Source organism: Sphaerospermopsis sp. LEGE 08334 (genome assembly GCF_015207205.1).
Taxonomy (GTDB): Bacteria; Cyanobacteriota; Cyanobacteriia; order Cyanobacteriales; family Nostocaceae; genus Sphaerospermopsis.
This window is the reverse complement of the sequence record NZ_JADEXH010000027.1, coordinates 1-18,383: the sequence shown is the minus strand read 5'-3', so window position 1 is coordinate 18,383 and position 18,383 is coordinate 1. Positions and strand designations below refer to the sequence as shown.

Here is an 18,383-nt window from a genome sequence, read left to right as displayed (position 1 = left end):
GATATAGGTAGTATGTAATAGCTAATAGGTATTTATGATAAAATATGGCTAATTAAATGTAGAACAGATTAGAAACAATATTTTGGAAAAATTTCCCATGTCTCGACCATCTTTTGTGATTTTTGCCCAAAATTACCTTTTTGCACTACTTAGTAATTATGGTAATGTTTTCCTCAATGAACTTATTCCCCGTAACCCTAAATTGAGAGTCTATAAACATCCTTCTCGATTAGGCTGGGAAAGTACATACATAAAAACACTTTTTAACGATAACCCGCGTATATTGGTTAGTCCTGAAGTGGTGGCAGAAGCAAAAATGGTAGATGTATTGTTTGAACCTGACATCAATAAATCTAGGACATCCTTGGGATTATTGGGAGAATTTACTTCAAATCCGTGTATTATTTCACCTCTACGCTGGACACCAAATATCTGGGAATTACGAACTTGTCTCAGTCATTTTTTAACATGGACAAGTGAAGCTGATGGTAAGATTATTCCTGTCAATGAAACTTTAAAAGATACAGATCAGGAAGAATCAAAAGAAGAAGATAATAAAAGCCAATTGATCATCGTTCCCTCTATTTTCCCTGACCATTGGCAAGGATTTGGAATTAAACCATCTGCTATAAATATTCCAGGGGTTTATAATTTACCTGCAATTTTCTCTACTACTATTGTGGTCACAAATCAACTACCTATAGATATTTCCACTCTTTGGCTGAGGATTTTAGGACGTGGAAAAACTCAAAGACAGGCGATAATGGAACTTTTTAACTCAGATATTGATGAGCCACTTTATAGTTTAGCTCGGCAACAGTTATATCAATGGTATCAATTTTTATTACAAGGTGACATGGGTAAGGAATCTCAGCTATTGATGCAAACTTTGGCTTCATTGATTTAATCAAATCTACTCACTGCTAAGTAGCTGGTCATAATTCAATATAAAATGTGGGATGGGCATCTTGCCCGTCAACAGACTAGAAGCCTGTTCCACTATCTAGCAATGAAAAATTACCTTTGCTGATCAATAGGGAATGAGTATTTACCGGAAAATATGGCTACTTGTCAGAAAATATTGTTAAAGTACGTAAAGGTTTATCAACCTGTTTCATTTTTTAGAGGATAATTGTTCATGACCGCAACCGCTCCCAGATTAAAGCACGAGGTTAAAGACCTCGCCCTCGCTCCCTTGGGAAGACAACGTATTGACTGGGCTGGCCGGGAAATGCCAGTATTAAAGCAAATTCGCGATCGCTTTGAGAAAGAAAAGCCTTTTGCTGGTTTGCGCTTAGTTGCTTGCGCCCACGTTACCACCGAAACCGCCCATTTGGCGATCGCCTTAAAAGCGGGTGGTGCTGATGCAGTTTTAATCGCTAGTAACCCCTTATCAACTCAGGATGATGTAGCTGCTTGTTTAGTCACAGATTACGAAATTCCTGTATTTGCTATCAAAGGCGAAGACGCAGCCACCTATAGCCGCCACGTGCAAATCGCTTTAGATCATCGTCCTAACATTATTATTGATGACGGTAGTGATGTAGTCGCCGAATTGGTTCAACACCGTCAAGATCAAATTAAAGATTTAATTGGTACAACCGAAGAAACCACCACCGGTATTGTGCGTTTACGCGCTATGTTGGCTGATGGCGTGTTAACTTTCCCCGCGATGAACGTTAACGACGCAGACACCAAGCACTTCTTTGATAACCGCTACGGTACTGGTCAATCTACCTTAGACGGCATTATCCGCGCTACAAATATATTGCTGGCTGGTAAAACCATTGTCGTAGCTGGTTATGGTTGGTGCGGTAAGGGTACTGCTTTACGTGCGCGTGGTTTGGGTGCTAACGTTATCGTTACCGAAATTGACCCCATTAAAGCGATTGAAGCGGTAATGGATGGTTTCCGGGTATTACCCATGTCTGAAGCTGCTTCTGAAGGTGATTTATTTATTACCGTGACTGGTAACAAGCACGTAGTCCGGGGTGAACACTTCGACGTAATGAAAGATGGGGCGATCGTTTGTAACTCTGGTCACTTTGATATTGAGTTAGATTTGAAATATTTAGCAAGTCAAGCTAAGGAAATCAAAACTGTAAGACCTTTTACAGAACAGTATATCCTCAACAGTGGTAAATCTGTGATTGTATTGGGTGAAGGTCGTTTAGTTAACCTCGCTGCTGCGGAAGGACATCCTAGCGCGGTAATGGATATGAGTTTTGCTAACCAAGCGTTAGCTTGTGAATACCTGGTGAAGAATAAGGGTAAGTTAGCACCTGGTTTGTATTCTATTCCCACTGAGGTTGATCAAGAAATTGCTCGTTTGAAGTTGCAAGCTTTGGGTATTTACATTGATAGTTTGACTGCTGATCAGGTTGAGTATATCAATTCTTGGCAGTCTGGAACTTAAATCATTTAATTAGTTGATTTTTTGGGGATGGGCGTTTTTGCTTATCCCTTTTTTTATGCTCACGCAGAGACGCAGAGAGCGCAGAGGGAGGAAGGTATTATTTCAAAAATTAGGTATAATCTAAGATAGAAAATATGGCTTTAATTTTTTATGTCAGCGAAGGATGTTTTTCATAATGCAGTTAGGTTAGCTTTAGAGAAGGATGGTTGGTTAATTACTGCTGATCCTTTAATATTTATAGTAGATACTATAGAATTTCGTATTGATTTAGGAGCAGAGCGACTTTTAGGAGCAGAAAAAGAAGGACAAAAAATAGCTGTTGAGATAAAATCTTTTTTAGGAAAATCGGCAATTAGTGAATTTCATACAGCTTTAGGGCAAACACTTAATTACCGTTCTATTTTAAGAACAGAAGAACCTGATCGTATTTTATATTTAGCAATTAGTTATGAAATATATACAGCATTTTTTCTGAAACCTGTGATTCAAGACATAATTGGTGAACATAACTTAAAACTATTGATATTTGAAGGTAGCAAACAGGAGATTGTTTTATGGAAAGAATGAATTATTCAGAATTAGTACAGACTGTATTAGCAAGACATACAGAAAGTCATTTAGCTAAGGGAACAGAACTACAATTAATATTTGATAATCAAAGAGATCATTATTTAGTAATTCATCTAGGATGGGAAGGTGAAAAACGGACTTATGGTTCAATGATTCATATAGATATTATCAACGGGAAAATCTGGATTCAGTGCGATTTTACAGAGGAAGGTGTAGCTAATGAGTTGGTAGAGTTAGGTGTTCCGAAAACGGATATTGTTTTAGGTTTTAGATCACCTTATGTCAGACAGTTTACTGGTTTCGCATCGGTTTAGATTTTAATTTATCTGATGTACTTTTTTAGCTTTCTTATGACACCACGAAAATGTTTGACTTTCCGTTGTTCTTCATACAGAGAATTTTCTAACGAGCTAATAATGTTAAGGTCAATATCAATCTCTGCATCATGAGATAATTTCAAATTTAGGATATAAGCATTTTTTTTATCAATTTGTTTTTTTATATCCTCTACTTCGGTTATATTGATCAAATTTGAACAATTTTCTAGTTTCACTTTCAACTGTCTAATACAAGTATCTTTCTCATAAATTTGTTTTTGTAACTCCTCTAATTTGTTTATATTAGGAGTATCTGAATAGGTTTCTAACTTCTCTAAATAATACTGTTCTAAATCTTCTGCATACTGTTCTAGTTCATCTGCATACTGAGACATTGATGAAAGATCCTGCTCTAATTCACTATTTTTTTGCTTTAATTCGTTAATTTCTTGATTTAATTCACTAATTTCTGATTCTGTATCTCTTAACTTCTGAATCAACAAATACTTTTCTCCTTCCAATTCTCTAACATCAGCTTCCAAGTCTTTAACACGGTTATCCAGATAATTTTTCTCTCTTGTCACTACTTCTAGTTGATATTCTGTCTCATTAAAATTCTCTGTTAATTCATCAAAACTTTCTGCTAATGATTTGATACTTTCACGATTTTGATAATTTTCAAATTCCAATTTTTTAATCACACCATCTTTTTGAGCAATCTGTTTTTGTAATTCCTCAGTCAACCCACTACTATCACTAACCGACAATACACTTAATTTCCATTTCAAAAAATCTCTTTCTTTTTCCAATTCCTGAATACGATTATTACTATCCTGTATAGTTGTTTTTAACTCTAATTCTTTTTCAGTAAGTTTTATTTTCAACTGCTCAATTTTTTGAATATTTTGATTATTCTCAACTTCTAACTTCTTAATCTCATTATCTTTTTGAGCAATCTGAGATGATAACCTTTCTATATCACTATCTACAGGTTTATTATTTAAAACTTCAATTTCACCTTCTAATTGTTGCACACGACTATGCAAACTCATATTCTCTTGTGTCAGTGATTCACAATTAGATTTTTCATTAGTAACACTTGCTTCTAATAACGATATATTTTGTAAATTCTCCCCTTTTTGTATTTCCAAACTTTGAATCAAACCATCTTTATAAATTATAACATCTTGCAGGTTTTTTAATTCGTTTTTAATTTGCTCTAACTCAATACTATTATCAGTTCTAGATTGTAAATCTTTAACTAACTCTTCACATCTAAATTCTAAACCACTCAACTTTGAAGTTAATGAATTAATCTCATTTTCTTTTGTAGCAATTATAGACTTGAGAACTTGCAATGATTGATCAAATGTATTCTTTTCTTTAACAAGAAGTTCATTTTTCTGTTTAATAACTTCAATATCTTGATTAATAGCTTGAATTTTGATCACAGCTTCATTACGTTCATTCATTAACACCTGAACTTTGTCTAAAACCAAATCCCATGTTTTATCTTCCAAGTTTTCCTTATAAACAATACCTCCCAACTTTTGAATAAAGGATTTTTGATTTGTTTCCAAGTCTTGATTTCTTTGTTTAAAAATAGTATTTTGTATCTGTAACTTATTATTCAACTCTAAAGTTGTTTGATATTCCTGAAGTAAAGTATTAATTTGTTGTTCTAGCTTTTGAATTTCTTGTTTTAAAGATTCATTGTCACCAGTCAATATCTCAACTTTTTTATTCAACTGCTGAGATTGAGAAAATACATCTAAAAAAACTTTAGTGATTAAATTATATTTAGCCACATTCTGAACATCTTGTGTAGTAATATTTAATTGCTGTTGATTATTTTCTCTATATAGTAGATAACTCAAAATTAAGATAATACCTATCAAAATAGTAATAGTAATCATAGAAATACCCCTTTCAATAACTAATTAGGTAAAGTTGTATTGGTAAAGATATATAACAACTCAGTTAATATTATAACGAAACTAAAAAATTTACTATCAGAACAAATGCTTATTCTATTAAATTGTTCTTATACAAGTATGTAGTATGTAGGTTGGGTTGAGGTACGTAACCCAACATCTTCATAATTTTATTGCGTTGGGTTGCGCTTTGCTTAACCCAATCTACGAATATAATATAAAGGCATTACTTAAAAAATTAGGTATAATTTAAGATAAAAAATCACTTTAAATTTTTATGTCAGCGAAAGATATTTTTCATAATACAGTTAAAATAGCTTTAAAAAAAGATGGTTGGTTAATTACCGATGATCGATGTTGATACTTGAGAAAATACTATGACACAAAAAACCTACTCACTTCCTTTAACTTTTGAGCAAATTCTTAATCTTGTTTTACAACTTCCTGCACAAGAACAGGAACAAATTATCCAACAAATAAAGAAAAATTAGCCTAAAAACAGAGAGAAAGATTTACTAACTGTTTTTGATATAATTGGTAAAAATGCTCAAGCTAAAGGACTTACAGAAGAAATATTAGAAGAATTATTAGCTGATGAATCATAAATTAATTGTCATTGACACCAATGTTTTAATTAGTGCTGCACTGAGTCCAACTGGAACAGCAAGGAAAGCTCTAGAAAAAGCCTATAAAAAATTTAAAATCGCTCAAAATACCGCAGAGTGTTTTGCTTGTTCCCTTTTTTAATGAACCACGAAGACACGAAGAACACGAAGGAAGAAGGGAAGAAGGTATTGCTTGAGAATTTAGGTAGAATGTAAGATAGAAAATATTGATCTTATAACCACACCATTGTTTCTATTAAAAACGCTTGAATCAACCTTATTACAGAGAATTGGTATTAGCCCCCCTTAAAAAGTGGGTTGGGGGGATCTAAATATTACCTATTCTAAATTAATATCACATCACTGCTTGATTCAACTTACTTTTTCTGAGCATAAACCAAAAGACTCTTGTATTTTTCAACTAGGTAAATTTTACCTTGGGCTGTAAATGATTCGATGATTTCTTCAGCTTTAGCATAACCTACAGACTGTGTATAGAACAGTATTTTCCCGTGAGGATTCAATTTTCTGAGAAATAAATCAACCATTGATTCATCATTATGATGCACAAAGGGAGCTTCTTCAGCCATATAAAATTCACCAATATGAAAGAGTGCAACCACATCTAACATTGGTAAAGAACGATCTGTGAGAGTGTAGATATCTGTACAAAGTACCTTGTAAAATTTAGCTAGTTGGCGATTTTTACGGCACATTTGCACATAAGCTTCATGTTCAGGAATAGAAGCAGTAATACCAATAATTTCATTGGGTTTTGCTAACTTCTGATTTTCTAATCCTAAAATGTGATGAGCGCCTGTACCAAAATGAAATACTGTCTGATCCTGAATATTATATTTTTGCAAATATTCTATTAATTCAAGATCACATGGACAGAGATGGGGTTGTAATTCCCATGATGATTTTGTGCGGTAGTAGTCATTACCAACCCAGTGTGGTAAAACAGGTTGAGTCAAGCTAACTGAGTAGTACAATTTTGCTAATTGGCGATTGCTGAAGACAATATCACGAATTGTTTTTCTAACAGTAAGAACCATGTGTTAATCCTCAATAATTTGGAAAAAGTGAATTAGGTTTTGATATTTTGGCTACTAAATAAGTCCAGATATAATGCTAAATTGATTTTGTCTATGATTATTATTGATAATTAGCTATCTGGACTGCTCACCAACTAATAAAATGCCCCTGTATGAGTACCAAAAACCTGGATTAGATGCGGTTTGATTGTTAATTCAGCAGGGAAAATTATCTTTTCTTTTATTTAAAAGTTATCTACTTTTTGCACGAATTAACTTTGATACCTGGAAAATATCACTGTAAAAAGTTTTGGTACTTTATTTACCGTAATGTTGGTTAGCTTAACATATAAAATTTTGAAGAAAATAAAGATTTTATCAATTTAATATAAAAACTTGTGCAAATTAAACTTTAAACTTTTAAGAAATTCTGATTTTTACACCAATACCTTTGCCAAAATCAAAAATATCTTGATTTGTAGGTTGGGTTGAACGAAGTAAAACCCAACGTATTTGTTGGGTTTCGTTCCTCAACCCAACCTACGGGAAAATGGCTAAGGTATTGTTACACAATATAATTACTAGGATCATCTAATAAATAAAATGCCAAAGAACTACAAACAGCAATAATTGTTGATATTACTGCCAATTATATGAGTAATTTTACTAACAAGCTGATGATAATTAACATATTGGTGCTTCAAACATAAATCAGTCGCTTGCATTAATATCCAGTTCTGTTTCGGGAATGGTAGCTGGTTGTTTGGATGTGCAATCTGTAAATGCTGTTAAACTATGATCAGACCAGACCCAAAGTAAATTTTGTGCTACTTGGGTGGGACTAATAGGATATCATTGTTGAGTCCAAGAAAATTGATTTTTCATGATTATCAAAGTCCAATTTGTTTATCTTTTTTGTTAAACTATGCTTTTCTTGAATAATCTTAACAATTAACATTTAACAAAGCACAAGGCACAATATAGACAAGTGAGCGTTAGCAAACCTCTCCGAAGGAATCGCCTTTATGAGTTACTGTCTTAACCCCCATTGTTCTAAACCGGAAAACCCTGATGATGTCAAGTTTTGCCTAACTTGCGGTACTAAGTTACTTTTAAAAGAACGTTACCGCGCTATTAAACCCATCGGACAAGGTGGTTTTGGTAGGACTTTTTTAGCGGTGGATGAGGATAAACCCTCAAAACCTCCCTGTGTAATTAAACAATTTTTTCCCCAAGCACAGGGTACAAATACGGTACAAAAGGCAATAGAGTTATTTAATCAGGAAGCTATTCAGTTAGATGAATTGGGAACACATCCCCAAATTCCCGCACTGCTGGCTTATTGTACTCAAGATGACAGACAGTATTTAGTCCAAGAATTTATTGATGGGCAAAATTTAGCTCATGAATTAATAAACAAAGGTGCTTTTAATGAAAATCAAATTCGCCAATTGTTGAATGATTTATTAAATGTATTGCAATTTTGTCATAGTAAACAAGTCATTCACCGCGATATTAAACCAGAAAATATTATTCGTCGTATTAGTGATAATAAGTTAGTAATTGTTGATTTTGGGGCGGCAAAATCTTTTACAAGTACAGCTTTAAATCATACAGGAACAAGTATAGGTAGTCCTGAATATGTCGCACCAGAACAAATGCGGGGAAGGGCAATTTTTGCCAGTGATATTTATAGTTTGGGAGTAACTTGTATTAATTTATTAACAGGGCGATCGCCTTTTGATAGCTATGATACTCATAACGCTGCTTGGGTGTGGAGACAAAATTTACCAACTGCTGTTAGTGATAAATTAGGGAGAATTATTGATAAAATGGTAGAAACTATCCCTAGTCGGCGTTATCAAACAACTCAGGAAGTTCTGCAAGATTTGAATAACATAAATAACAATTTAAATATTCAAACTTCCGCAGTTATCCCACCGACAATAATTACTCAACCAGTTAAACAAAAACCTTCAACTTCTCAACCTACAGTTTCTTCTCAAACTCCTAGTCAAATTGAGCAAGAATTATTAGAAATCAAAACACAGTTTACAGGTGCTAAAGTGCAACCGCAGAATGTGACACCACAACCATCTGTTACTACTAATAATTCTACTAATAACGATGCTATAGATAAAGACTTGGAAGAAATGAAAGCTAAATTTTTAGGAAATGGATGATTTAAGCATTTAGTAAACAATTAAGGAAACTTTGGTAATTGTTTTGTAAAATCATGTCCGTTTGCTTATGATTGAACCGCAAAGGGCGCAAAGTACACAAAGGTAAGAGAGTTTGAAAGAGACAGTATTGCATCAATAATAAGCTAAGTTAAATCTTCAATAAATGTTCAATAGTCATTAAAATTACTATAAAAAACACTAGAAAATAGATGGTAATTTTCAGATGGTAATTTTACATCATTTATCAGATTTTATTAACCCAGATATGGAGATTGAACTTGCACCACCTAACTATTACTATGAGGGAAAATGTCCCCAAACAGGGGAACTTCTGAAATTACCACGCACAGCGTTAAGTGAAGCTATTGCTAAAGGTTTAATGCAGCAACTTCGGGAAAATAAAATTTATCAAAATGAAGGAAAAATGTATGGTATTTTATTAGTTGAATTACCCAACGGTGAACAAAGAGTTATTAAAGCATTTTCTGGTCTTTTAAACGGTTTAAGTGTAGTTGCAGGTTGGGTTTCACCTATTCCCGGAAGAGAAGAAATAGCTTTAGCAGAAAAGCAAACTTTAGCAGAATTGGAAAAAATTAAACAGGAAATTATTCAACTTCAACAAATTCCAGAACGACAACAATATGAAACCTTAGCTGCTGAATTTAAACAGCAGTTAGAAATCATGAATTTACAATATAATTATAGTAAAAAACAACGACAAGAAAAACGCCAACAATATCAACAAAACCTCACAGGAGAAAAGTTAGAATTTGCTTTAGCAGAACTAGAAGTAGAAAGCCGTCAGCAGGGAATTGAAAGAAAATACCTCAAACGTCGTCAAAATGAAATTTTGCACCCCTTAAAGGAAATAATAACAGCCGCAGATAGCAGAATTAGAGAACTTAAACAACAGAGAAAAGAGCTATCCAGGGAATTACAAAAGCAAATGCACGCAGCTTATAAATTAACTAATTTTTCGGGAAAATCTTTATCTATCCAACAATTACTACCAACAGGAACACCGACGGGAACAGGTGAATGTTGCGCTCCCAAGTTGTTACATTATGCTGCAACTCATCAATTAAAACCCCTAGCAATGGCGGAATTTTGGTGTGGTGAATCTTCAGAATATGATACAATTCAAGATAAGATTCCAGGAGAATTTTATGGTGCTTGTGTTGAAAGATGTCAACCGTTAATGGGGTTTTTGCTATCTGGTTTAAAAATTGCAACTTCTGATTTTTACAACTTAGAAATTATTTATCAAGATGAATGGTTAATTGCAGTAAATAAACCACCGGGATTATTATCAGTACCGGGGCGGTATGTAGAAAACCAAGATAGTGTTTTAAGTCGTTTACGAAATTTGTATGATTGGGAATTAATGTCAGTGCATCGTTTAGATCAAGAAACATCTGGGATTTTAATCTTAGCACGGAATAAAAACACTTATGCACAGCTAAATCAGCAATTTGCCAACCGACAAATACATAAAATATATGAAGCCATTATTTCAGGTTCACTGACCACAGAACAAGGAGAAAAAGGTATTATTAATTTACCATTGTGGGGAGATCCTGAAAACCGACCTTATCAAAAAGTAGATTGGGAAAAAGGTAAACCCAGCGTTACGGAATATCGAGTTATTGAAAAAAAAGGAAATTACACCCGTGTAGAATTTATTCCCCTAACAGGAAGAACTCATCAATTACGGGTTCATGCTGCGGATGTGCAAGGATTGGGAATTAATATATTAGGCGATCGCCTATATGGTTGCAATGCTAACGCTACTCGATTACATCTACACGCCAGAGAAATCACATTTAAACATCCCCACACCGGGACAAATCTGCATTTACAAACAGTAACGCCGTTTTAAGGGAATAGGGAATAGGGAACAGGGAACAGGGAACAGGGAGCAGGGAGCAGGGGGAAGTGATCTCGTTGATCTCGTTCCCAGTCTCAGACTGGGAATGCCACCAAGAGGCTATGCCCCGACTTTTACCTCCTGCCTTCTGACTCCTTGAACTCCTGACTCCTAGAACTCCTGACTCCTTGATCTCCTTCTTCTCAGATGTAGCCTTTATCGGTAAACTCATATATTGCATACTCATAACTGGAGAAAAACACTTTGGGCATAGAATTACGCAGTTTCGTATTTCTAGACAACCTGCAACCGCAACACGCAGCATATATGGGAACAGTAGCCCAAGGTTTTTTACCATTACCAGGGGATACATCCCTGTGGATTGAAATCTCACCCGGTATTGAAATCAATAAAGTTACAGACGTAGCCTTAAAATCTGCTTCTGTCCGTCCGGGAGTGCAGATAGTCGAACGACTCTATGGACTTTTAGAAATACATTCCGGTTCTCAAGGAGAAACACGAGCCGCAGGACAAGCGATTTTAGACTTGTTGGGAGTCAGAAAAGAAGACTGTCTCAAACCCCGTGTGGTTTCTAGCCAGATCATCCGCAACATTGACGCTTACCAAACCCAACTCATCAACCGTACCCGTCGCGGACAACTGTTATTAGCAGGACAAACCCTTTATGTCTTAGAAGTTGAACCTGCTGCTTACGCTGCACTGGCAGCTAATGAAGCTGAAAAAGCAGCCGCAATTAATATTCTGGAAGTCCAAGCTGTCGGCAGTTTTGGGCGACTTTATTTAGGAGGAACGGAACGAGATATTTTAGCCGGTGCGGCAGGAGCTTTAGCCGCAATTGAAAATGTACCAGGCCGCACTCCTCAAAGTCAGCGTCAGGAATAAAAGGATTAATAAAAATGGCACATCAACAACATCTAACTTTATTAAAATCAGGTGCTGTCACCTGGACAGGATGGAGAAAAGAAAACCCGGAAATTGAAATTGATTTGAGTACCGCTAACTTAGCAGGAGAAAACTTTCGGGGTGCAAATCTCCAAGGTGTGAATTTAAATAAGGTAAATTTAAGTCATGCTTTGCTGGTGCGAACAAATTTTCAAGGTGCAAATTTAAGTAATGCTAATCTCTCTCACGCTAAGTTAATTGAAGCTAACTTTTATCAAGCTAACTTGAGTATCGCTAATTTCCAAGATGCCATTTTGACCCAGGCAAATTTATCTCAGGTAACTTTAATTGGTGCTGATTTAAAAGCTGCTAATCTCATCTGTGCAATTATCACAGACGCTAATTTAATTGGTACTGATTTTCATAACGCTAATTTAAAAGATGCTGATTTGGCTGCTAGTAAACTCATCCGCAGTAATCTGAGTTTTGCTAATTTGATGGGTGCTAATTTAATTAATGCTGACTTTTCAGAAGCTAATTTATATGAAGCAGAACTTATGCAAAGTTATCTTTATCAAGCTAATTTTTATAAGGCTAATTTAACTAGAGTACATTTAGGTAGTTCTTATCTATTTCGAGCTAATTTCAGTGAAGCTAATTTAACGAATGCTGATTTAACTGGGGCTAATTTAAAATATGCCAATTTAGCAGGTGCAAATCTTCAAGGTGCTAATCTCAGAGGTGCAATTTTAACAGGTGCTAACTTCAAAGGTGCAAATTTACAAGATGCAATTATACCAGTTACTTTTAGCTATGATTAGAATCGGCAAACTAATCAGCGTAAATATATAAATTATTTAAATAGCATTTTGCCAAAAAAGTTACACAAGTCATTTTTCCCGCTAAATGTCTGAGAATTACTGTCAATAAGTTTTTTTCAGATAACGATTTTCCAAGGGTCTTGACTTCTTGAGTGGTTATGGTAATATAGGCTTGAGAAAAATCCAAGGGTGTATCATATCCAAAATACAAAAATCGGGATTTTGAGGAATTGGTAATTGGGAAAAGAAAATACAATGATGACACAGCTATATCGTCAGTGATGGGTCGGACATGATATCAATGGCAAAATATTAAGATTTGTAAAATCAATCTAGACTCTCTAGTCGACTAGAGGGTTTAGGATAAATTAGACAACACAACAGGACTCTCAGCCAAAAATTGGTAACATAAGCAAAACAAATTGCTGATTTTTGGCAGAAATGCCCTAAGCCTTCCTTGAGAAGCGAAAGGAGCAAAAGCTATGCTTAACAAATCAGTCAATTTTGGTCTTTTGGGTTTACTTGTTGCTATATCCCTAACTCCTAGCGTACAAGCACAACAACAGGAAAACTCGCCTTCTATCCCTGCGGGTGAGACAAACACCATGCCCCAACAACAGGGAGATCAGCGTTTTCTAAACATGATGGTTCACCATGACCAAAAAACCTTGCAAATGGCAGATTTAGCCATACAAAAAGCAAAAAATCCGCAAATAAGAGCATTAGCTACTGAGATAAAAACCGAGCAAACTAAAGAAATTGCCCAGTTAAAAGCTTTGCACAAACAGTTATATAGCGCAGAACTTCCTGCCGGTACAATGAATTGTATGGGTATGAGTATGGGTATGGGTGGTATGGGCGGAATGATGAGTTTAGAATCTTTAGAAAATGCCCCCAACTTTGACCAGGAATTTTTGCGGCGGATGATAGATCATCAACAAATGTCAGTGAAGATGGCAAAGAAAGCTGCTGAAAATGCTAATGAGCCACAAATTCGCAATTTAGCTCAAGCTATCATCAAAACGCAAACTGCCCAACTGGAGAAATTGCAGCAGTTAGAAAAGGTGACAGGTGACAGGTGACAGGTGACAGTTATCAGTTATCAGTTACAGCATATTTCATACCAGTGAGGTACAAATTCAAATCATAAAACCCTTGTGGAACAGGCATCCTGCTTGTTAACCTTGTACCTCATTTACCTCGAAACTGCTGTATAAGTTGAATCTTAATTTTTTGTTCACTTGATTTTTTCACTTTCTTGTTTAAAGTTATGACAATCAAACTTACAGTACCGGGAATGGCTTGTTCTGCTTGTGCCAACAATATTACCAATGCAGTTAAAGCCGTAGATGCTAACGCTAACGTGGAAGCTGATCCCAAAACCAAACTTGTCAATGTCGATACTCAAGCTTCAGAAACTGCTATTAAAGAAGCTTTAACTGCTGCTGGTTATCCTCCTGCTTAATAGTTAGGGAGATGGGGAAGCAGGGGAAGCAGGGGAAGAATATTTATCTTTTGCCTTTTGCCTCTTGCCTTTTGCCTTTTCCTGTTCCCTATTCCCTATTCCCTATTCCCTACTCTAAATTATGAATAATATTACTCTCAAACTCAAAGGAATGAGTTGTGCTTCCTGTGCTAATAATGTGGAACAAGCTATACTTGCAGTTCCTGGTGTGATTGATTGCAATGTTAATTTTGGTGCAGAACAAGCAACTATTAATTATGAACCACAACAGACTAATTTAACAGAAATTCAAGCTGCTATTGAAGATGCTGGTTATTCATCTTTTGCTATGGCAGAAGCACAGGGTGAAGATAATATGGAACAAGTCCAAAAAATAGCAGAAGAACAAGAATTAAAGCTTAAATTATGGACAGGGGGGATAATTAGCATTTTTCTGTTTGTCGGTTCTTTACCGATGATGACGGGATTAAAATTACCTTTTATTCCTGATTTTTTACATCATCCTTGGTTGCAGTTAATATTAACAACTCCGGTGCAGTTTTGGTGTGGAGGTGCGTTTTTTAGAAATGGTTGGAAGTCTTTAAAACACCACACCGCCACGATGGATACTTTAATTGCTTTGGGTACTGGTGCTGCTTATTTTTATTCTTTATTTGTGACGCTGTTTCCAGGTTTTTTTATTGCCCAAGGTTTAGAAACTCATGTTTATTATGAAGTTGCAGCAATGGTTGTAACTTTAATTTTGTTGGGGCGGTTTTTGGAACATCGTGCTAGGGGACAAACTTCAGAAGCTATTAGACAATTGATAGGTTTGCAAGCAAAAACAGCTAGAGTTGTGCGGGATGGAAAAGAAATTGATGTTCCTATTCAAAATGTAATTATTAATGATATAATTTTGGTGCGTCCTGGGGAAAAAATTCCCGTTGATGGGGAAGTAATTGATGGTAATTCAATGGTTGATGAAGCGATGGTAACGGGTGAAAGTTTACCTGTGAAAAAGCAAGCTGGTGATGAAGTTATTGGGGCGACAATTAATAAAACTGGTAGTTTTAAATTTAGAGCAACTAGGGTAGGTAAGGATACTTTTTTAGCACAAATTGTTAAATTAGTCCAAGAAGCTCAAGGTTCTAAAGCTCCTATTCAAAGATTAGCAGATCAGGTAACAGGGTGGTTTGTTCCTGCTGTTATTGCTATTGCGATCGCTACTTTTTTGATTTGGTTTAATTTTACAGGTAATTTTACCCTTTCTCTGATTACAATGGTGGGTGTTTTAATTATCGCTTGTCCTTGTGCTTTGGGTTTAGCTACTCCTACTTCTGTAATGGTAGGAACTGGTAAAGGTGCGGAAAATGGTATTTTAATTAAAGATGCCCAAAGTTTAGAATTAGCACATAAAATTAAAATTATTGTACTTGATAAAACCGGGACTTTAACTCAAGGTAAACCCACAGTTACAGATTTTGTGACTGCTAAAGGTACAGCAAATCAAAATGAATTGAATTTATTAAAATTAGCTGCATCTGTAGAAAGAAATTCTGAACATCCTCTAGCGGAAGCTGTGGTAAAATATGCCGAATCTCAACAGGTTAATTTAACAGAAGTTACGGATTTTTTAGCTGTTGCTGGTTGTGGTGTACAAGGTATTGTTAATCATCATTCAGTGCAAATTGGGACAGAATACTGGTTAAATCAATTAGCAATTAATACCGATGCTTTGCAAGAATATAAAATTGCTTGGGAAACCGGAGGAAAAACTGTCATTTTAATGGCTGTTGATGGAGAATTAGCAGGAATAATGGGTATTGCGGATGCTTTAAAACCTTCCTCAACAGCAGCGGTAAAAACATTGCAAAAGATGGGTTTAGAAGTGGTAATGTTAACAGGAGATAATCAACCTACTGCGGAAGCGATCGCTCATCAAGTTGGTATTTCTCAAGTTTTTGCTCAAGTCAGACCTGATCAAAAAGCTGCTATCATTAAATCATTGCAATCCAAAATCCAAAATCCAAAATCTAAAATTGTCGCCATGGTGGGGGATGGTATTAATGATGCACCAGCGTTAGCGCAAGCAGATGTAGGAATAGCTATTGGAACAGGTACAGATGTGGCGATCGCAGCAAGTGATATAACTTTAATTTCTGGAGATTTGCAAGCAATTGTCACCGCTATTCAACTTAGTCGCGCTACCATTAATAATATTCAGCAAAATCTCTTCTTTGCTTTTATTTATAACATCATTGGTATCCCTGTTGCAGCAGGTATTCTTTATCCTATCTTCGGTTGGTTACTTAACCCCATTCTTGCAGGTGCAGCAATGGCACTTTCTTCCGTTTCTGTAGTTAGCAATGCTTTAAGATTACGTAAGTTTCAAGCAGGAGTCAATTAAGTGTTAAAGCAAAAAAATCAAAACATTTTTTGGGTAATTCTTGCTTGTTTAGTATTATTAACATCAAGTCCAGCAACCGCAGAAATATCCAGTTCTCATTCACAACATAATAATAGTCAATTTCAAATTATTGCACAACCTGTAGGTGTAAAAGTCGGTGTGATTATTGCTGGGTTAGGTTTAATAGGTTTAGAATTATGGTGGTTTATTTTCAGTAAATCAGAGGTGAGAAGATAGGGAATAGGGAATAGGGAATAGGGAATAATTTTACTAATCACCAATCACCAATCACCAATCACCAATCACCAATCACCAACCACCAACCACCAATTAAAATTTATTTCTGAATAATTGGACAAATAGTATCTTCAGGTTTGATTTCTGTATTTTGCCAACCGGAAAGTAATTGATTAATTTCTGAGCGTAAAGTTAATAATTGCTCAATTTGATGATCAATCTGTGATAACTTTGCTTGCAGTTTTTCTTGAATTTCACAACAAGGGGGTTTACCGTGATCATAAACTTCCAAAATATCTTTAATTTCTTCTAAACTTAACCCCAAATGTTGCGCTCTTTTAATAAAAGATAATCGAGTTAATACATCAGACGAAAATTGCCGATAACCTCCTTCAGTACGTGCTGATGCTTGAATTAAACCTAAACTTTCATAATAACGAATTGTTCTAATAGGAACACCACTTTTTTCTGTTACCTGACCAATTAAAAGTAGTTGTTTATCTTCAATTAACACAGCAGATTTTTCCAACTCTTATTTTGATGATAACATACGAATGGGAATAGAGAATCGGTTAACAATCTTACCCAATCACCAATCACCAATCACCAATCACCAATTACCAATTACCAATGAAGTACCAAAAATAACCGTTTTTATTTGCTGGGTGTGATATTTCTAGATTACCCCCTTGACTATAAGTATAAATCTAAAAATGAACGTCAATTCAGCAAATTTGAACTATACTAGAAAACCTAAAATTTTCAATCAACCAGAACGTTTTATTGAAGGTTGGTATTGGGTAATACCTTCTAAAAAGTTACGAGTTGGTGAAGTTAAACCCGTGACAATTTTGGGTAGAGAATTAGTAATTTATCGTGGTGAAGATAAACAAGCTGTGATTTTAGATGCTTACTGTCCTCATTTTGGCGCTCATCTGGGAGAAGGAACAGTAGAAGGTAATGAAATACGCTGTTTTTTTCATCACTGGAAATTTGATTCTGAAGGTTTTTGTGTAGAAATTCCTTGTTTAGAAGAACCTGTTAAAGTTAAAGCTAAAAGTTGGCCTACTGCTGAAAAATATGGTTTAATTTGGGTTTGGACAGGAGAAACACCTCAACAACCTTTACCGTTTATTCCTGAGTTGGAAATGGAAGAATCTGAAAGTGCTTTGAGTGCAAGATTTATCACCAACTGTCACCCTAATGTTTTTATGATTAATGCTATTGATGCTCAACATTTTAACACAGTTCATAAATTACTATCAGAATTTAATTTTGAAAAACAAGAAATCAATGAAAATGCCATTACTTTTACTAATACTACTCACTCAACTCCTGATTACTGGTTAATGAAATTGATTCGTTCCTTTTATAAAAAACCTGTTCATTATCATCTTTGTTATTGGTATGGCACGACAGGAATGATTACAATTAGTGTAGATTTTTTACAATTTAATCTTATATTTGCTTCCCGTTTAATAGAAGCGGGTAGAGCAGAAATAATGACAATATTAATAGACATCTCCGAAAACTATCTAACCTTCACCACAACTGCTTTTGAGGAAATGAAGGTAAAGTGCAAAGATACTCAGATTATACGCTAGAATCAGTGCTGAAGATGCCTGCTATTGGGAATTAGCCA

At 35.1% G+C, this 18,383-nt stretch carries 17 protein-coding genes and 1 pseudogene; 15 read left to right on the top strand and 3 right to left on the bottom strand.

Annotated elements, in window-relative coordinates:
- The first annotated feature begins 97 nt into the window (after nucleotides 1-97).
- From IQ237_RS15790 to IQ237_RS15775, 4 genes are all read left to right on the top strand, one after another.
- Nucleotides 98-907 (top strand): hypothetical protein, encoded by an 810-nt coding sequence (locus tag IQ237_RS15790; protein ID WP_194056768.1) that lies wholly within the window; start codon nucleotides 98-100, stop codon nucleotides 905-907.
- Nucleotides 908-1,138: 231 nt separating this feature from the next.
- Complete coding sequence (gene ahcY, locus IQ237_RS15785) at nucleotides 1,139-2,416, top strand: adenosylhomocysteinase (protein WP_194056766.1); 1,278 nt, start codon at nucleotides 1,139-1,141, stop codon at nucleotides 2,414-2,416.
- 150 nt (nucleotides 2,417-2,566) lie between these two features.
- The gene (locus IQ237_RS15780) at nucleotides 2,567-2,983 is read left to right on the top strand and encodes a XisH family protein (RefSeq protein WP_194056764.1); all 417 of its coding nucleotides are present in this window, start codon (nucleotides 2,567-2,569) and stop codon (nucleotides 2,981-2,983) included.
- On the top strand, nucleotides 2,971-3,300 hold the full coding sequence (locus tag IQ237_RS15775) for a XisI protein (protein WP_194056762.1): 330 nt from the start codon (nucleotides 2,971-2,973) through the stop codon (nucleotides 3,298-3,300). The genes IQ237_RS15780 and IQ237_RS15775 overlap by 13 nt, the downstream gene beginning before the upstream one ends.
- 8 nt (nucleotides 3,301-3,308) lie before the next feature.
- Here the strand turns inward: IQ237_RS15775 and IQ237_RS15770 are convergent, their stop codons facing one another.
- Entirely contained in the window at nucleotides 3,309-5,219 is a 1,911-nt protein-coding gene (locus IQ237_RS15770) for a hypothetical protein (RefSeq protein WP_194056760.1), read from the bottom strand.
- Between the two features lie 295 nt (nucleotides 5,220-5,514).
- Here IQ237_RS15770 and IQ237_RS15765 point away from each other — a divergent pair, with 295 nt between their 5' ends.
- Nucleotides 5,515-5,598 carry a XisH family protein gene (locus tag IQ237_RS15765; RefSeq protein WP_228020367.1) on the top strand — a complete coding sequence of 28 codons (84 nt, stop codon included), beginning with the start codon at nucleotides 5,515-5,517 and terminating at the stop codon, nucleotides 5,596-5,598.
- 233 nt (nucleotides 5,599-5,831) lie between these two features.
- Nucleotides 5,832-5,984 (top strand): hypothetical protein, encoded by a 153-nt coding sequence (locus tag IQ237_RS15760; protein WP_193941571.1) that lies wholly within the window; start codon nucleotides 5,832-5,834, stop codon nucleotides 5,982-5,984.
- A gap of 235 nt (nucleotides 5,985-6,219) precedes the next feature.
- On the opposite strand, the gene IQ237_RS15755 is transcribed toward IQ237_RS15760, so the two are convergent.
- On the bottom strand, nucleotides 6,220-6,900 hold the full coding sequence (locus IQ237_RS15755) for a hypothetical protein (RefSeq protein ID WP_194056758.1): 681 nt from the start codon (nucleotides 6,898-6,900) through the stop codon (nucleotides 6,220-6,222).
- 1,004 nt (nucleotides 6,901-7,904) lie between these two features.
- Between IQ237_RS15755 and IQ237_RS15750 the strand changes: the two genes are divergently transcribed.
- From IQ237_RS15750 to IQ237_RS15715, 8 genes are all read left to right on the top strand, one after another.
- A complete protein-coding gene (locus tag IQ237_RS15750) occupies nucleotides 7,905-9,062 on the top strand; it encodes a serine/threonine-protein kinase (protein WP_194056756.1) in 1,158 nt (385 codons plus the stop codon).
- A gap of 223 nt (nucleotides 9,063-9,285) precedes the next feature.
- Nucleotides 9,286-10,941, top strand: a complete 1,656-nt coding sequence (locus tag IQ237_RS15745; RefSeq protein WP_194056754.1) for an RluA family pseudouridine synthase — start codon at nucleotides 9,286-9,288, stop codon at nucleotides 10,939-10,941.
- 252 nt (nucleotides 10,942-11,193) lie between these two features.
- Entirely contained in the window at nucleotides 11,194-11,832 is a 639-nt protein-coding gene (locus tag IQ237_RS15740) for a hypothetical protein (RefSeq protein WP_194056752.1), read from the top strand.
- Nucleotides 11,833-11,846: 14 nt separating this feature from the next.
- Nucleotides 11,847-12,653, top strand: a complete 807-nt coding sequence (locus tag IQ237_RS15735) for a pentapeptide repeat-containing protein (RefSeq protein WP_194056750.1) — start codon at nucleotides 11,847-11,849, stop codon at nucleotides 12,651-12,653.
- A gap of 482 nt (nucleotides 12,654-13,135) precedes the next feature.
- A complete protein-coding gene (locus IQ237_RS15730; RefSeq protein ID WP_194056748.1) occupies nucleotides 13,136-13,735 on the top strand; it encodes a DUF305 domain-containing protein in 600 nt (199 codons plus the stop codon).
- Between the two features lie 188 nt (nucleotides 13,736-13,923).
- Nucleotides 13,924-14,118 carry a heavy-metal-associated domain-containing protein gene (locus tag IQ237_RS15725; protein ID WP_096570826.1) on the top strand — a complete coding sequence of 65 codons (195 nt, stop codon included), beginning with the start codon at nucleotides 13,924-13,926 and terminating at the stop codon, nucleotides 14,116-14,118.
- Between the two features lie 121 nt (nucleotides 14,119-14,239).
- Complete coding sequence (locus tag IQ237_RS15720; protein WP_194056746.1) at nucleotides 14,240-16,504, top strand: heavy metal translocating P-type ATPase; 2,265 nt, start codon at nucleotides 14,240-14,242, stop codon at nucleotides 16,502-16,504.
- A complete protein-coding gene (locus tag IQ237_RS15715; RefSeq protein WP_194056744.1) occupies nucleotides 16,505-16,741 on the top strand; it encodes a hypothetical protein in 237 nt (78 codons plus the stop codon).
- 100 nt (nucleotides 16,742-16,841) lie between these two features.
- Here IQ237_RS15715 and IQ237_RS15710 read toward each other — a convergent pair whose 3' ends face one another.
- Complete coding sequence (locus tag IQ237_RS15710; RefSeq protein ID WP_096572784.1) at nucleotides 16,842-17,255, bottom strand: heavy metal-responsive transcriptional regulator; 414 nt, start codon at nucleotides 17,253-17,255, stop codon at nucleotides 16,842-16,844.
- A 199-nt stretch (nucleotides 17,256-17,454) separates the two neighbouring features.
- On the opposite strand from IQ237_RS15710, the pseudogene IQ237_RS15705 reads away from it, so the two are divergent.
- Nucleotides 17,455-18,258: pseudogene (locus IQ237_RS15705) on the top strand (Rieske 2Fe-2S domain-containing protein); the annotation flags it as partial.
- Nucleotides 18,259-18,383 lie beyond the last annotated feature (125 nt).

Bases quoted from the DNA above. Each gene is read 5' to 3' on its own strand.
- IQ237_RS15790 (WP_194056768.1), top strand. From the start codon at position 98: ATGTCTCGACCATCTTTTGTGATTTTTGCCCAAAATTACCTTTTTGCA.
- ahcY (WP_194056766.1), top strand. From the start codon at position 1,139: ATGACCGCAACCGCTCCCAGATTAAAGCACGAGGTTAAAGACCTCGCC.
- IQ237_RS15780 (WP_194056764.1), top strand. From the start codon at position 2,567: ATGTCAGCGAAGGATGTTTTTCATAATGCAGTTAGGTTAGCTTTAGAG.
- IQ237_RS15775 (WP_194056762.1), top strand. From the start codon at position 2,971: ATGGAAAGAATGAATTATTCAGAATTAGTACAGACTGTATTAGCAAGA.
- IQ237_RS15770 (WP_194056760.1), bottom strand. From the start codon at position 5,219: ATGATTACTATTACTATTTTGATAGGTATTATCTTAATTTTGAGTTAT.
- IQ237_RS15765 (WP_228020367.1), top strand. From the start codon at position 5,515: ATGTCAGCGAAAGATATTTTTCATAATACAGTTAAAATAGCTTTAAAA.
- IQ237_RS15760 (WP_193941571.1), top strand. From the start codon at position 5,832: ATGAATCATAAATTAATTGTCATTGACACCAATGTTTTAATTAGTGCT.
- IQ237_RS15755 (WP_194056758.1), bottom strand. From the start codon at position 6,900: ATGGTTCTTACTGTTAGAAAAACAATTCGTGATATTGTCTTCAGCAAT.
- IQ237_RS15750 (WP_194056756.1), top strand. From the start codon at position 7,905: ATGAGTTACTGTCTTAACCCCCATTGTTCTAAACCGGAAAACCCTGAT.
- IQ237_RS15745 (WP_194056754.1), top strand. From the start codon at position 9,286: ATGGTAATTTTACATCATTTATCAGATTTTATTAACCCAGATATGGAG.
- IQ237_RS15735 (WP_194056750.1), top strand. From the start codon at position 11,847: ATGGCACATCAACAACATCTAACTTTATTAAAATCAGGTGCTGTCACC.
- IQ237_RS15730 (WP_194056748.1), top strand. From the start codon at position 13,136: ATGCTTAACAAATCAGTCAATTTTGGTCTTTTGGGTTTACTTGTTGCT.
- IQ237_RS15725 (WP_096570826.1), top strand. From the start codon at position 13,924: ATGACAATCAAACTTACAGTACCGGGAATGGCTTGTTCTGCTTGTGCC.
- IQ237_RS15720 (WP_194056746.1), top strand. From the start codon at position 14,240: ATGAATAATATTACTCTCAAACTCAAAGGAATGAGTTGTGCTTCCTGT.